At 53.6% G+C, this 13,715-nt stretch carries 12 protein-coding genes; 5 read left to right on the forward strand and 7 right to left on the reverse strand.

Annotated elements, in window-relative coordinates; translation table 11 throughout:
• Positions 1–13: 13 nt before the first annotated feature.
• Positions 14–1,936: a right-handed parallel beta-helix repeat-containing protein gene (locus tag OZ401_RS21385; protein ID WP_341470560.1), complete on the forward strand. Its 1,923-nt coding sequence runs from the start codon at positions 14–16 to the stop codon at positions 1,934–1,936.
• A gap of 57 nt (positions 1,937–1,993) precedes the next feature.
• Here OZ401_RS21385 and OZ401_RS21390 read toward each other — a convergent pair whose 3' ends face one another.
• From OZ401_RS21390 to OZ401_RS21400, 3 genes are all read right to left on the reverse strand, one after another.
• Positions 1,994–2,563: an N-acetyltransferase gene (locus OZ401_RS21390; RefSeq protein ID WP_341470561.1), complete on the reverse strand. Its 570-nt coding sequence runs from the start codon at positions 2,561–2,563 to the stop codon at positions 1,994–1,996.
• A 91-nt stretch (positions 2,564–2,654) separates the two neighbouring features.
• Entirely contained in the window at positions 2,655–3,641 is a 987-nt protein-coding gene (locus OZ401_RS21395) for a DUF1385 domain-containing protein (RefSeq protein ID WP_341470562.1), read from the reverse strand.
• A 456-nt stretch (positions 3,642–4,097) separates the two neighbouring features.
• Positions 4,098–4,931, reverse strand: a complete 834-nt coding sequence (locus OZ401_RS21400; RefSeq protein ID WP_341470563.1) for a Uma2 family endonuclease — start codon at positions 4,929–4,931, stop codon at positions 4,098–4,100.
• A gap of 164 nt (positions 4,932–5,095) precedes the next feature.
• Here OZ401_RS21400 and OZ401_RS21405 point away from each other — a divergent pair, with 164 nt between their 5' ends.
• From OZ401_RS21405 to OZ401_RS21420, 4 genes are all read left to right on the forward strand, one after another.
• Positions 5,096–5,698 carry a hypothetical protein gene (locus OZ401_RS21405; RefSeq protein WP_341470564.1) on the forward strand — a complete coding sequence of 201 codons (603 nt, stop codon included), beginning with the start codon at positions 5,096–5,098 and terminating at the stop codon, positions 5,696–5,698.
• Between the two features lie 37 nt (positions 5,699–5,735).
• A complete protein-coding gene (locus OZ401_RS21410; RefSeq protein ID WP_341470565.1) occupies positions 5,736–6,356 on the forward strand; it encodes a nucleotidyltransferase family protein in 621 nt (206 codons plus the stop codon).
• A gap of 140 nt (positions 6,357–6,496) precedes the next feature.
• A complete protein-coding gene (locus OZ401_RS21415; RefSeq protein WP_341470566.1) occupies positions 6,497–7,150 on the forward strand; it encodes an HAD family hydrolase in 654 nt (217 codons plus the stop codon).
• 16 nt (positions 7,151–7,166) lie between these two features.
• On the forward strand, positions 7,167–8,120 hold the full coding sequence (locus tag OZ401_RS21420) for a DMT family transporter (RefSeq protein ID WP_341470567.1): 954 nt from the start codon (positions 7,167–7,169) through the stop codon (positions 8,118–8,120).
• Between the two features lie 142 nt (positions 8,121–8,262).
• Here OZ401_RS21420 and OZ401_RS21425 read toward each other — a convergent pair whose 3' ends face one another.
• From OZ401_RS21425 to OZ401_RS21440, 4 genes are all read right to left on the reverse strand, one after another.
• Complete coding sequence (locus OZ401_RS21425) at positions 8,263–10,647, reverse strand: NHL repeat-containing protein (protein WP_341470568.1); 2,385 nt, start codon at positions 10,645–10,647, stop codon at positions 8,263–8,265.
• A gap of 282 nt (positions 10,648–10,929) precedes the next feature.
• On the reverse strand, positions 10,930–12,030 hold the full coding sequence (locus OZ401_RS21430) for a polyprenyl synthetase family protein (protein ID WP_341470569.1): 1,101 nt from the start codon (positions 12,028–12,030) through the stop codon (positions 10,930–10,932).
• Between the two features lie 126 nt (positions 12,031–12,156).
• On the reverse strand, positions 12,157–12,315 hold the full coding sequence (locus OZ401_RS21435) for a hypothetical protein (RefSeq protein ID WP_341470570.1): 159 nt from the start codon (positions 12,313–12,315) through the stop codon (positions 12,157–12,159).
• Between the two features lie 58 nt (positions 12,316–12,373).
• On the reverse strand, positions 12,374–13,711 hold the full coding sequence (locus tag OZ401_RS21440; protein WP_341470571.1) for an acetyl-CoA carboxylase biotin carboxylase subunit: 1,338 nt from the start codon (positions 13,709–13,711) through the stop codon (positions 12,374–12,376).
• Positions 13,712–13,715: the final 4 nt, after the last annotated feature.

Raw genomic sequence — 13,715 nt, forward strand, 5'->3', positions numbered from 1 at the left:
TAGGAGAACAAGCATGCACAAACCGAATAAAGTAACAGCGGGAAAAAAGCGAAGCTTAACAGGGCGGTTAGCGGTCGTGTTAGCGGGTATCGCCCTGTTGTTGGCGACGTTTGGAGCAAGCGCGCGCTCGGCGCAAGCAGCAGTACAAACCTGCGACCTAGCAGGACTGCAAGCGGCGGTTAACAATGGTGGTACGCAAGACCTTGCCTGCTCCGCCGATACCACCATCACCCTTGATGTGACGTGGAATGGGGTTATTGCCACAAACCTGACCCTCACCAACACGGGGGCAGGCAAGGTAACTATCAACGGGAATAACCTATATCAGATTTTCTCCGTCAACCTCGGCAAAAGCCTATCCCTGACCAATCTCAACCTGACCAATGGCACGGCTACCTTGGGCGGCGCTATTGAGAGCTACGGCAGTGTGACGGTAACCAATTCCACCTTCTACGGCAATTCTGCTCCCAGCGGCTACGGCGGGGCTATTTATAACGACAGCGGCAGTGTGACGGTAACCAATTCCACCTTCTACGGCAATTCCGCTATCTACAGCGGGGCTATTTATAACAACGTCAACAGCAGTGTGACGGTAACCAATTCCACCTTCTACGGCAATTCCGCTACCAATACCGGGGGAGCTATTTTGAACTTTGGTACGCTTACAATAAGCAATTCCACTATGTCCGGCAATTCCGCTACCTCTTACGGCGGGGCTATTGTTAACTATGGCGGCACGGTGACGCTAACCAATTCCACTATGTCCGGCAATTCCGCTACCGACGGCGGGGCTATTTATATCAGCAGTAGCACTGGCAGTTTGACAATAAGCAATTCCACCCTGTCCGGCAATTCCGCTACCGACGGCGGGGCTATTTGGAGCTTTACCAGCGTGGTCACTTTGCAGAACAGCCTGTTGCAGGGCAACAATATCTGCTACAACTACATCGGCGGCATAAGCATTACAGATGGGGGCTATAACCTTGAGGCAGAGGCGGCAGGTAGCTATAGCTGCGGGTTCAGCGGCACCAGCATTAACACCACCGATGCGAAACTAGGTACTCTCGGCGATAACGGCGGGGCAACCGCCACCATCGCGCTGCTGTCCGGCAGCCCGGCAATAGATGCGATTCCGATGAATAAGTGCCTAGTTATCACTGACCAGCGCGGGATTAGCCGACCACAAGGCACGGGTTGCGACATCGGCGCGTTTGAGGTTGGTCAGGCTAATCCCTCTTCAGCCTCCGATTTGATACCCCAACTCCGGGTTAGCCCCTCTCCGGTGGTAGCGATTAGCCCGGAGAACTTCGTTTCTTTCAGCTTCAAGCTGAAGAATATCGGGATTGGCAGCGCAAGCTACGTTCGATTAGAAATACCGATACCGCAAGGGCTAGAGGTAGGTTATCTCGATGGCGCAAGCGCGGGTGTGTGGGTTACCCAAGTGACCACCGCCACCGTGACCATTGCCCTGCCGAGCCTTGCTCAAAATCAGGAAGCGCACGGCTCGTTAGTGTTCCGCCCCAACGCCAGCGCGGTAGTCGGTACTGAAGTCGAGGCGCGTTACAAAGTCGTGTTTGACGATGAAGTGGGATGCGGCAAGAGCTTGAACAGCAACTCCCAACGCTTTGTATTCGGCGAAACGAACGGCAGCGAGGATGGTGCAATTCAGCGCGGCGCAGCGATAAGCGCAACTGTCGGCGAGAAGGTCAGCCTTGTGCAGAAGGGCTACCTTGCCAACGAGATAGTGTCGCTGTGGTACACAAAACCGGACGGCACGAGCGTGAGCTTGGGAGAGCAACGCGCCAACGCCAACGGTGAAATAACCATCGTGGTAAATACCTCCGGATTTGCGCCGGGCGATTACAACATCGTGGGCTACGGCAACCGCTCAGAAGTTACCCATGTAAACATTCTGACCGTAGTCGCAGCAAGCTAAACCGCATCAGGGCGGGGCTAGAAATCCCGCCCTCATGTTTTGGGAAATGATTTTTTATTATGGCAGGGTAGGCAGAGCGCGTACCGGCATAGGTCCCACGTAACCGGGCGCAAGATCGAGCAACAAGCCGGTCTCATCGCAAGCGGTAAACTTGGGACAGCGGAAACATTCGCTCCATGTCTTTTGAGGCAATTGTTCTTTCGTACCTTCGCGGAAACCGAACCTCTCGAAGAAAACGGGGATAGTAGTTAGGGTAAAGAGGCGCAAAATCTGGAGCTGGCGGGCATCTTCGATAATCGCTTTCATCAGGTGTTCGCCCAAACGCTGCCCCTGATAGTCCACATCTACCGCCAGCGAGCGCACTTCCGCTAAATCTTCCCAGAAAATATGCAGCGAGCAAGTGCCGATCACTTTGTCGCCGTCCGCCGCCACGATAAAGTCGCGCACGTACTCGTAAAGCTCGCTCATGCTGCGGGGTAACAGATTATTCTTGAGACGCGCCATCTGATTTACCAAATTAAAAATCTGCGGCACATCCTTCATGCGAGCGCGTCTGATTACAATTGCCCCATTTTTGCCCAACGCTTCCGAGGTGTGGTTCATTTCATCTTCGACTTCGGTAATCACTTCCCTATCCTTTCATGCGATAAACTTAAAAAGCAGCCCTTGCGGCTGCTCTGACAATATACTGCTAACTAAATAAATAGTGTTCAGTTTCTCAGGCAGCCGCTCCACTGTTCCCCCGCACTGGTTGTGCGGGGCGCACGGGGAGTCGAAGCCGCCGAGCTTCATATTCTTCCTGAGAAATAATGCCGTCCGCTGCCAAAACATGCTCTAACGCCACGATGGCAATTTCAAGCATCGGCAACTCAGGCTGGCGAGTGGTCATCTTTTGTAGGGCAAGACCGGGCGCAGCCAACCAACGCACCACCCGGAAGCGATAATTTGCGGCAGTAAAGCGCAGAAATTCGTAAGCCCCTGTCGCGACCAACGGAATAATGAAAATTCGGGAAACCAACTTCCAGATAAAGGATAAATCGCCCATAAACACGAAAATGACGCTGGCTACCACCAGCACCACCAGCAAAAAGCTTGTGCCGCAACGGGTGTGAACGGTGGTAAAGGTTTGCACTGTTTCCGGTTCGAGTTTCGCGTCCGCTTCGTAGGCGTTGATAGTCTTGTGTTCTGCCCCGTGATACATAAAGACCCGGCGCACATCCGGCATTTTGCCCATCAACCACAGATAACCCATGAATATGGCAAGGCGGATAACCCCTTCAGCGATGTTCACCGCTATATGTTGGTCAGTCCAGCTAAAGGCGAGAGTGGCGATGAAAGGCGGCGCGGCGAAAAACAAGCCAATCGCGAATAGCAATGAGAATGCCATCGTACTCCACAAAGCCCAACCGCTGATTTGCTCGGTATCAACATTTTGTTCAGAGCCTTGCGGCGCATCGGGGTCGAGCATGGCAACGTTGGCGGAGAAAAAGAGGGTTTGCGTTCCAAGTACCAGCGCGTCCCACAGCGAAACCAGCCCCCGCATAAAGGGCAGTCGCCAGAGTTTCGAGGTATATATTTTCGATTGCAGCGGCTCGGTTTTGAGGATGATTTCGCCGTTCGGCGCGCGCACCGCCACCGCCATATGGCGCTGACCCCGCATCATTACTCCCTCTAAAACTGCCTGTCCACCGTAATTAAACTTCAATTTTCGCTCCCGGACTAAATAAATTACTGTGCTATTCTACAAACAATTATACTCTATTGCAATACATGAGCTTGCTTTTTGCCCCGAACGCTTCTCGAAGGGTAACATACCCGCCCTCCCCTAAAAATAAACCCCTATAAAAGCAAAAAAAACACAGCGCGGGCTGTGCCTTTTTTATTACTACTTCACTGCAAACCCCTTCCGAGGATTAGGTGTCTTCCGACAGTACCCCTTTTTTAGGGCTTCCCAATGCTATGAAAAATGGCACTTTTCCCGATTTACTGAGAATTTATCATTCCTTAATCAAGTGTATTATTCATTTTACATAGACTTTACATTGGAACACTGTCAAAAAGATTATAACTTAGCCCTCTTTACTTTGCAACAGTTGGCGCGAGGCAAATTTTCCTGCGCTTTGTTTACCCTAAAAAGGTTTCTTGCAACTGCCCTGCTTGCTCACAAAGTCTCAGGATCTATGCCCAATTCCCGCAAACGCGCCCATGCTTTCTCCTTCGCCGCTTGCTCGGCTTCTTTTGCCGCTCGTTCGGCTTCTTTCGCTGCCTGCTCGACTTCTTTCGCTGCTTGCTCGGAATCCGCTCTCCGGCGTTCGGCTTCTTTTGCCGCTCGTTCAGATTCGGCGCGCCAACGTTCCATTTCCTTTGCGGCGCGTTCGGCTTCAACTCCGGTTAGGCGCAAATTGCCCGCAGCATCGTACAGCCGCAAATAACGCCCATCTGCCGCCAACCAGCTTTCCAATTCCTCACTCCACAAACGCCCCTGCGCGTCCGACTCAATCCGTTGCGCTTCCCGCTCGGCGTTGTAGCGCCAACCGTACAAACGCGCGGCGTACTTCTTGCGCAAAACTGGCTCGTGCGGATCATAGGCGAAATACTCCTTCACCCCCAACCGCGCATACTTCTCCGGCTTCTCCTCTATATCATCGGTAATGGTCTCTTCTGAGCAAACCTCGAAAACCATGCTCGGCGCAGGACGTTCGGGCAGCAGCATTTTCCAACTTCTAACCCCGCTATGGGGCGGTTGTACTCCCTTGAAAACCGCTACATCGGGCGCAAGCGGGTATTCTAGGTGGTCTTTGGTGTTGTAGATATTAAGATTGGAGACAACAAACCAATTTTCGGCACGATATAGCCAGAGCAATACATCCACCAAATAGCGGATAAGCTCCGATTGAGAAGTGCTTTCGCCCATCAAATCCTCGCGAGTGGGGTGAGTATCATAATAATAGTCAAGCGTAAGATTGAAAGCCTGATCCTGCTTGCGAAGCGCCATTACTCTTGCACCTCCTTAGCTGTTAAACTGAACACTACGTCAAAACCATGTTAGCATATTCGGTCAAGGCGTAACTACTCAGCGCCATTAAACCTGCCTATTAATCTGTGCTATACTAGGCGCGGTTAGCTCAAAGCATTCTAGCTAGGAAACAGAAAGTAGCAATGTGGTACAGGCTCGATAAAAATATAACCGCTGTTATACTAATCGCTTTTGTCTTTGCGCTGGCAACCGCGCTGGTAGCGAAATTGTGGGTTGAGCCTGCTTATAGCGGCACAGGCAGCATCCCTTTCTGGCTCTATAGCAACGGCAAATCGCTCACCCTGCTGGCGGGCATCATCAATTTCCTACTCATTTTCCCCGCTCTCATCGCCATAGTCTTCTATCCTGCCCCCAAACCCGATTTAATCTTTGTGCGTCCGGCGTTGTGCTTTATAGGCATCGTTTGTTTTTTCATCGGCACAGGCGCATACACCGGACAGGGTACGTTGGCATACGATTTCAGCACGACCGACCACGCCTACCGAATCGAATCGCTCATCAATTATAACGGGGTGATGGGAGCATATTCGCTGAACAACAAGCTAGAGGTAAAGCTGTGGGAGTGCGATAGCGGCGGCGAGTGGTGCAGCATCAAAGAAAGTTACAAGTGGGACAACTTGCCGCCCCCCGATAAAGGCAAACCGCTCTACGAATTCGACAAATACCAGAAGCAAGTGCTGATAACGGTGGGGAGTGAGCAGTTCGGAAAGTTCAACCTACCCTAAGTAAGGGTGCATCGGTTCTCTGAGAAAAGAGGCAACGATGGAACAGGTAAGCGCGGTAGTGCTGGCAGCAGGCGCGGCGCGGCGCTACGGTAAACCCAAACAACTGGAACGCTACCCGGCGGACGGCGCAACCTTGCTGGAACGAGCAGTTTCGCTGGCGTTGCTATCTGGCGCGGGCGAAGTGATTGTGGTGCTAGGCAACGCGGGGCTAGAAGCGTTGGAAATTCTCAACAACTATATCAGACCACCCGACACAAAGAATGTGCTATTGCAAATAGCCTACAACCCGCGTTGGGCGGAAGGGCAGGGCTTTTCGGTGGCGACAGGCGTGGAGGCGCTTGACCCCCAAAGTCGAGGCGCGCTCTTTCTCCTTGCCGATCAACCCCGTGTAAAGCCCGAAACGGCGCGTAACCTAATTGCCCATTTCCTAAACCTGCCCGACTCGGCTAATAAAATCATCTTCCCCACCTTTAACCGCAAGCGCGGCAACCCGGCATTATTCGGACGCGGCTTCTTCCCCGAACTGGCAGCCCTGCAGGGCGATAGCGGCGGACGCGAAGTAGTGAAGGCGCATCCGCAAGCGGTTATTGAGCTTGCGGTGGATGATCCCGGCATACATGAGGACATTGATACACCCGAAGATTTGGCGCGGTTGTAGTAGGGGCGCATTCCGATGCGCCCGCGTGTGGTTGGTTTTAATTGGTAGGGGCGCGGCTCGATGCGCCCGCGTTGAATAGGTTCAATTCGAGGGGGTTTCGCAAAGGACGCTTCCGCTACGCCCCTAGACAAGGACTAACTATGATGAATCTTTCCACGATTCTGTTTGATTTCGATGGTACGCTGGTACAGTCGCTACCGAAATGGCTGGAAACGTATCGTTACACCTTCAGTTTCTACGATAAAGAGTTAGCAGACGAACGCGCATTTATAAAATACTGGTATCAGCCCTTGCCCGAAACGATAGCGCAAGTGGGCGCACCTTCCTTTGGAGAGTTTGCCGGACATATGGAGAAGGGCTTTCTAAAAGCGTTCGCCACGCTAGAACTTTACCCCGGCGCAAGAGAAATGCTGGAAGCATGCCATCAAAAGAAGCTGACAATGGGGTTGGTCACTTCCTCGCCGCGAGAGGCGCTGGCTTATACGCTAGGTCGGCTGAAGATTGAGCATTATTTCGACACGATTATTACCAGCACCGATATCAAAAAGCCCAAACCGCACCCGGAGTCGGTGCTGATAGCGCTGTCAAAGCTAGGGAAAGCGGCAGGCGAAACCCTATTCGTGGGCGATTATATCTACGATGTGGCGGCGGGACAGGAAGCAGGCACATACACCGGGCTTTTCCTACCCCCGGCAAATAGCCCTTACTACGATTTCGAGGAATTACGCGCCAGCCGCCCCGATTTTACCTTCGCGGGCTACGAAGAGTTGGTGGCTTATCTCGGTTTAAGTTGAGAAAGCGAGCTACGCCTTGACCGTTAAAGCCGATTCAGCCCCATTACACAGCCACGCACAAGACTACCGAACGGGCTTGCTGTGGGCTTTCGGAGGGACGGCGGTTTGGTCTAGCACCGCCCTTTTTATAGAAGTGCTGAACCGCGATTTCGGCATGACGACGGTGGAACTGGCTTTCTGGCGCACCTCTATCATTACGCTAGTATTGGGCGTGGTGGTGCGGAAACGCTATCCCGGCAGCGCGTTGCTGATCTCTCGGCGCGAGATGGGCGTGTTTTTTCTGGCGGGTCTGGTGGGCATCGCCATTTTCGCGCTGCTCTTTAACGGCTCGGTGCAAGAAAACGGCGGAGCGGTTGCCACCACCCTGATATTCTGCTCACCCGTTTTCGTGGCGTTGGGCGGGGCGTTGTGGCTGAACGAAAAGGTGACGCTGGCGCAAGTCATCGCGATTGTGGTAATCCTGCTCGGCTGTGGGTTGGTGGCTGGCATCACCGACCCAACCGCGCTGATAAAAAGTCCGCTCGGCGCGATAATGGGATTGGGCAGTGGGCTGGTTTTCGCAATCTACATTCTAATAGGAAAGGTGGTGGCACGTACCGAGCGCAGAGGCGGTTTGATAAACCTATTCTACTACTTTTTGTCCGCCACGCTGGTACTAACTCCCCTCGGTTTAATTCAAGAAGGCTTCCGGCTGTTCACTCCCGCCCTGAACTGGAACGGTTGGTTTCTGCTCATCACCCTTTCGCTCATTTCGCTGTGCGGTTACGCCTTTTTCAATGCCAGCCTGAAGTATTTGCCCGCCGCCATCAGTAGCCTGATTCAAACCCTCGAACCCTCTATGACGGGCGTACTCTCGCTGATATTTCTAGGACGCACCATGAGCGGGTTGCAATGGGGCGGCACGCTGCTGATAATTTCGGGCGTGGTGGGTCTGCAACTGCGCGACTTACGCTCCCGCAAGTTGGGCTGATGCCACTATCCTCTTACCCCTCTTCTCATCCTCTTTTCATCGTGGGGATATGTCCCTATCGCCGGGTTACACCCATCCACCAGCCCGAATCAAAACAAGGGGCGGTGAAACCCCTTGTCTGTGTTAATAAATTCCTATTAAACTAACTTGCCGCTACTACCGACAGGATGTTCACTTGCGTCACTTCCGAGCGGTTGCCGTAGCCCACCACTGCGTAATCGCCCGCTAATCCCGCCGTGTCCACCGCGATGGTCACTTCCCCGTTCGCGTTCGCCAGTTGCATCCCGAGGCTCACGCTCTTTCCGTCCGGCGCGGTGTACCACTCCGAGACCCATTCGTTGGCTAGGTAGCCCTTCTGCACGATGCTCACCTTCTCGCCCGCTTTCGCGCTTACCGCTGCCCCGGGTTGCACCGCCCCTTTGCTCTCGTCAAGGTTGCTCTCCGCTTCCCCGTACACAAAGCCTTGGCTGTTGCTGTTCACTCGCATTCCGCTTCCCGTGTCATCATCATATATCAACGTGTAGTGCGTCTCGATTTCAGTTCCCACTACCGCGTTTGAGTTCGGGCGGAACACCACTGTACCGCTCGCTTCCTGATTCTGCTCCAGTTTTGGCAGCGCAATTGTCACGCTGGTGGCGGTCACTTGCGTTACCCACACCCCCGCGCTTGCCCCATCGAGGTAGCCCACATCTAGCCCTTGCGGGATCGGCATTTCCACCAAGATTTTATTGGCGTTGCCCGCCCCGATATTCTTCACCTTGAAGCTGAACGAGACGAGGTTCTCTGGGTTGGTAGCCACCACCCGATCAGGGCTAACCCGAAATTGCGGCACTATTTCGGAAGGTCTTGCCACATCGAAAGGAGTGCTATCAACTGAAGGCAAGCCGGTGGCGGAAGCGGTCAGCACATAGCCCGACCCACTCTTATCAATCTGCAAATCGGTGAAGGTAGCCACACCATTCACGGCATTGACCGTGAGCGTACCGCCGAGAATTGCGCCCGGAGTGCCTGTGCCGCTCTTGATAGCGATAGTCACTGCGCCGTTGTAGCTCGAAACGAAGTTGCCGTTCACATCTTTCGCCGTCACTACCGATTTAGTGGAGAAGGTACTATTAGGCGCTGCGCCACTCGGTTGGGTAGTGAATTCCAAGTAGAGAGCAGGAAAGGCGAATTTCACTACCCGGTTGTTGTTGTCATCAGCCACATAGAGACCACCTTGCCCATCCACCGCTACCCCAGAGGGAAAATATAGGCTGTCGGCGGTGGGGTAGCGAAGAGGAATAAGAAGATTGGTAGCGACGCCGCCTTTGTTCTCAGTAGCGGTGGTAAAATCCCCACCTTGCCCGTACACCTGCGTGGCAGTGGTGGAACCCGCCGGGTAGTACAACACCCGATGGTTGCCGCTATCAGCCACATAGAGACCGCCCTGCCTATCTATCGCAAGTCCGTAGGGACCACCCAGGTTGTCGGCGGTGGGTAAAGACCCACCCTGTCCGTCATTGGCACCGCCTTTATTCAAAGTATTAGTGGTAAAATCCCCGCCTTGCCCGTACACCCGTGTGGCGGTGGTAGAACCCGCCGGGTAGTACACCACCCGGTTGTTGCCGCCATCAGCCACATAGAGACCGCCCTGCCTATCCACCAATACCTCAGCGGGCCTATATAGGCTATCGGCGGTGGGGTAGTAAGGAGGAATTAAAAGATTGGTAGCGACGCCGCCTTTGTTCTCAATATTAGTGGTAAAATCCCCGCCCTGCCCGTACACCCGCGTGGCAGTGGTAGAACCCGCCGGGTAGTACACCACCCGGCTGTTGAAAGGATCAGCCACATAGAGACCGCCCTGCCCATCCACCGCTACCCCAAAGGGCATATCTAGGCTGTCAGCGGTTGGGAAAACTTCGTCCTGTCGTACACCATGGGCACCGCCTTTGTTCCAAGTAGCGGTGGTAAAGTCCCCGCCTTGCCCGTACACCCGCGTGGCGGTGGTGGAACCCGCCGGATAGTACACCACCCGGCTGTTGCCGCCATCAGCCACATAGAGACCGCCCTGCCCATCCAGCGCAATTCCGTAGGGACTATACAGGCTGTCGGCGGTGGGGTAGCGAGGAAGAAAAGGAAGATTGGCAGGGACCCCGCCTTTGTTCGCAATATTGGTGGTAAAATCCCCGCCCTGCCCCCAAACCTTGGTGGGGGTGGTGGAACCCGCCGGGTAGTACAACACCCGGCTGTTGCCTCTATCAGCCACATAGAAACCGCCCTGCCTATCAACCAATACCCCGTTGGGCAATGCTAGGCTATCGGCGGTTGGTAAATTCCCGCTCAGTCCGTCAAAGGTGCCGCCTTTGTTCAAAGTATTAGTGGTAAAATCCCCGCCCTGCCCCCAAACCTTGTCGGCGGTGGAATCGGGTGGGGTATAGGCGGCGAAGGACGAGGTGATCAGCCCTAGCAGCAACGCAATACCAGCCAAAGCTGCCAGCCCCCGCGCCGTTATGTGCCTTTTCTTTCTTTCTCTAACTTGATTAAGCATTAATAGTTCCTTTCCTTCTAATTTCCGCTAGTTGGAAGCTACTATATCAATTATTCGGGTTCTACACCCATCAAGTTTATTAATGTATTTATTAAATATTACGAAACAACACTATTATTATATAGATAAATAGTTAAACAATAAAGTATTATTAATAATAAGACAGTGAATAGAATAACCATCAAATAGGGGCGTAACTTTACTCTGAACAACCCGAATCAAAACAAGGGGCGGTGAAACCCCTTGCTCTTCTCTCCTTATCGTGGGGATATGTAGTGCCGATTAGGCAGGGACAACCAAGTGCTGACGCAGTAGCCAGAGCAAATCCCGATGTTCCGGCTTTTCCAGCGTAGGGTCAAGCTGCCGCAACGCTTCTTCAGCCTGATCAATGTAGTGATTGATTAGCTCTAGCGTTTGCCGATAAGCCGCTTCCCACGGCAATATCGCTTTAAAAGCCGGCAAATATTCCGCCGATTCTAAGCTTTGCGCCCACAATTGCAGAAATGCCTGTTTCTCAGCCGCACCCGGTTGATTCTCATACAGGTAGATTAATGGAAGGTTGAAAACGCCCGTGCGGTAATCCCGGCATTGCTCGATACCGTCCGCCCCGCCGCCCGCATAATCGTATAAGTCGCTCATCAGGTTCAAGGCGATGCCCGCCCGGTAGCCAAACTGTCGATACCATTGCAACTCGGCGGCGTTTGCGCCCCCCAAAATTGCCCCTAACCCCGCTAAAAAGGAAAAGCGTGAACCGGATTTGAGCGCAATTTTCGCGATATACTGCTCAATGTCCACTTCCCTAAGCGGGAGCGGCTGTTTAGTTTCCTGCGTATCCAGCAATTGTCCGCGCAACGCGCCCCCGATAGCCCGGTTTAGCTCAACCACAACGCCCAAATAATCGGTCTGAGTGTGCCGTTGCTCTGCCAGTTGAGCAAGGTTACAGACAAGAATCTCCTGACCGCGATTGAGCATAAGCAGCGCCAGATTTAGTGCGGTGGAGACATCCAGCACTTTATCCAGCGAGGTCTCCCGGTCGCCATCCTGAATATCATCCAATATCGAACTGGCTTGCTGGATTAAAAATACTCCTGCCAGCGCGGGAATAATCTCGCGGAAGCCTCTACCGCTTGCGCCACAGGTCAAACCCACCAGTTCCGAGCTAAGAAATGCCATTTTCGACTTGGTGCAAGCGTAGGAAGATTGGTCACAATCCTGCGAAGCCTCCAACCCTAACGCAAGCTGAATTTGCTCCTGCAAGGGATAACGCTGAAAACTGTTTAGCACGCGCCCATTCAAGGCGGGGATATTGCCCCGAAACTCAAACAAATTCCCTTCAAAATTAGCCAGCAGTTCATGTTCAATCAGCGCATGTAGTGCATCCATAAATCAAATACCCTTTACAAATTTAATACTATTACCGACAAGGTTGTCTTGTATATTATAAGGGTTTTTTGGAAAGCATGGGAGAGGGTTATTATCCTCAATATGCGCCTTGCCGCTGTGCTGCGCCTATCGCGTTTTTCCCGCCATAATGTAACGGTAGTTTAGCAATGGTTTAACCTGCGTTTTAGCCATCCGCACCCATCCTAACATCAAGGGCGCATCGGAACGAGGCGGTTTTAATTCGTAGCCCGCGATGGGTGGCACGGGATAAAGGGCGATTCGCACCCTCTACGGGGTGCAGGCGAATCGCCCCTACAAAAACAAATTCCAAAAAAAACGCGGATTAAGCTTTGAGAAGCCCGGTATTGTAATTGCCGCTGACGAAAGCGGGATCGTCCAGCAAGCGCAAATGTAGCGGCAGGTTGGTTTTGAGACCCTCGATTTGGAACTGCGAAAGAGCCACCCGACTGCGCTCCAACGCCTCGGCGCGATTCTCACCCCACACCACCAGCTTGGCAATCAGCGGATCGTAATGTGGCGTAATCGCATCGCCCTTGCCGTAGCCGCTATCGAGGCGCACAAACTCGCTCAATTCGGGCGGTTGGTACAGACTGATAGTGCCGGGCTGCGGCAGAAAACTCACCGGGTCTTCCGCGTAGATGCGAAACTCGATGGCGTGACCCTTCGGCGCAAACTCGGCTTGCTTGAGCGGCAACGGCTCACCCGCCGCCACGCGCAACTGCAACTCCACCAAATCCAGCCCTAGCGTCATCTCGGTAACGGGATGCTCTACCTGCAAGCGCGTATTCATTTCGAGGAAATAGAACTCGCCGTTCTCTCCCAAAATAAACTCCACCGTTCCGGCGTTGCGATAGCCCACCGCTGCCGCCGCCTGTAACGCCGCTTGCGTCATGCGCTGCCGCAACTCCGGGTTATTCACCAGCGCGGGCGAGGGCGTTTCCTCAATCACCTTCTGGTAACGGCGTTGCACGCTGCACTCGCGTTCGTACAGATGCACCCCCTGACCGTGCGCGTCAAACAGCACTTGCACTTCCACATGGCGCGCCCCCGGCACATAGCGTTCGATGAAAACCGAATCGTCGCCAAAAGCGCGTTGGGCGCGACTTTGCGCGGTTTTGATACCCTGCCGCAATTTGTCGGCGTTATTGGCAATGGTCATGCCGATACCGCCGCCACCCGCGCTCGGCTTCACCAGCACCGGATAGCCGATTTCTTCTGCCAACGCCACCGCCAGTTCAATATCGCTGATCGGCTCGGACGTGCCGGGGGCGACAGGCACTCCCGCCTTACGCATCAGTTCGCGCGCCGCCACCTTCTCGCCCATCGCCGCCATCGCTTCGGGCGAGGGTCCTATAAACACCATCCCCAACTCTTGACAACGATCGGCGAACATCGGGTTTTCTGCCAAAAAGCCGTAGCCGGGATGAATCGCCTCGCACTCGGCTTGTTGCGCCACCTCCAGAATGATTTCCATATTCAAATAGCTGGCGTGAGCAGGGGCAAGCCCGATTAGGATAGCGTAAGTGGCTTCGTTCACAAAGGGCAGCATCATATCGGCATCGCTGTGTACTGCCACGGTTTCAATGCCCATCCGCTTGCAAGTGCGGATGATACGGCGGGCAATTTCGCCTCGATTTGCAATCAATATTCTATTAAACATGGCG

This window comes from Candidatus Chlorohelix allophototropha (assembly GCF_030389965.1).
GTDB classification, from domain to species: Bacteria; Chloroflexota; Chloroflexia; order Chloroheliales; family Chloroheliaceae; genus Chlorohelix; species Chlorohelix allophototropha.

Excerpts from the sequence above, each read along its gene's own strand:
- OZ401_RS21385 (WP_341470560.1), top strand. The coding sequence starts at position 14 with ATGCACAAACCGAATAAAGTAACAGCGGGAAAAAAGCGAAGCTTAACA.
- OZ401_RS21400 (WP_341470563.1), bottom strand. The coding sequence starts at position 4,931 with ATGGCGCTTCGCAAGCAGGATCAGGCTTTCAATCTTACGCTTGACTAT.
- OZ401_RS21405 (WP_341470564.1), top strand. The coding sequence starts at position 5,096 with ATGTGGTACAGGCTCGATAAAAATATAACCGCTGTTATACTAATCGCT.
- OZ401_RS21410 (WP_341470565.1), top strand. The coding sequence starts at position 5,736 with ATGGAACAGGTAAGCGCGGTAGTGCTGGCAGCAGGCGCGGCGCGGCGC.
- OZ401_RS21415 (WP_341470566.1), top strand. The coding sequence starts at position 6,497 with ATGATGAATCTTTCCACGATTCTGTTTGATTTCGATGGTACGCTGGTA.
- OZ401_RS21425 (WP_341470568.1), bottom strand. The coding sequence starts at position 10,647 with ATGCTTAATCAAGTTAGAGAAAGAAAGAAAAGGCACATAACGGCGCGG.
- OZ401_RS21430 (WP_341470569.1), bottom strand. The coding sequence starts at position 12,030 with ATGGATGCACTACATGCGCTGATTGAACATGAACTGCTGGCTAATTTT.
- OZ401_RS21440 (WP_341470571.1), bottom strand. The coding sequence starts at position 13,711 with ATGTTTAATAGAATATTGATTGCAAATCGAGGCGAAATTGCCCGCCGT.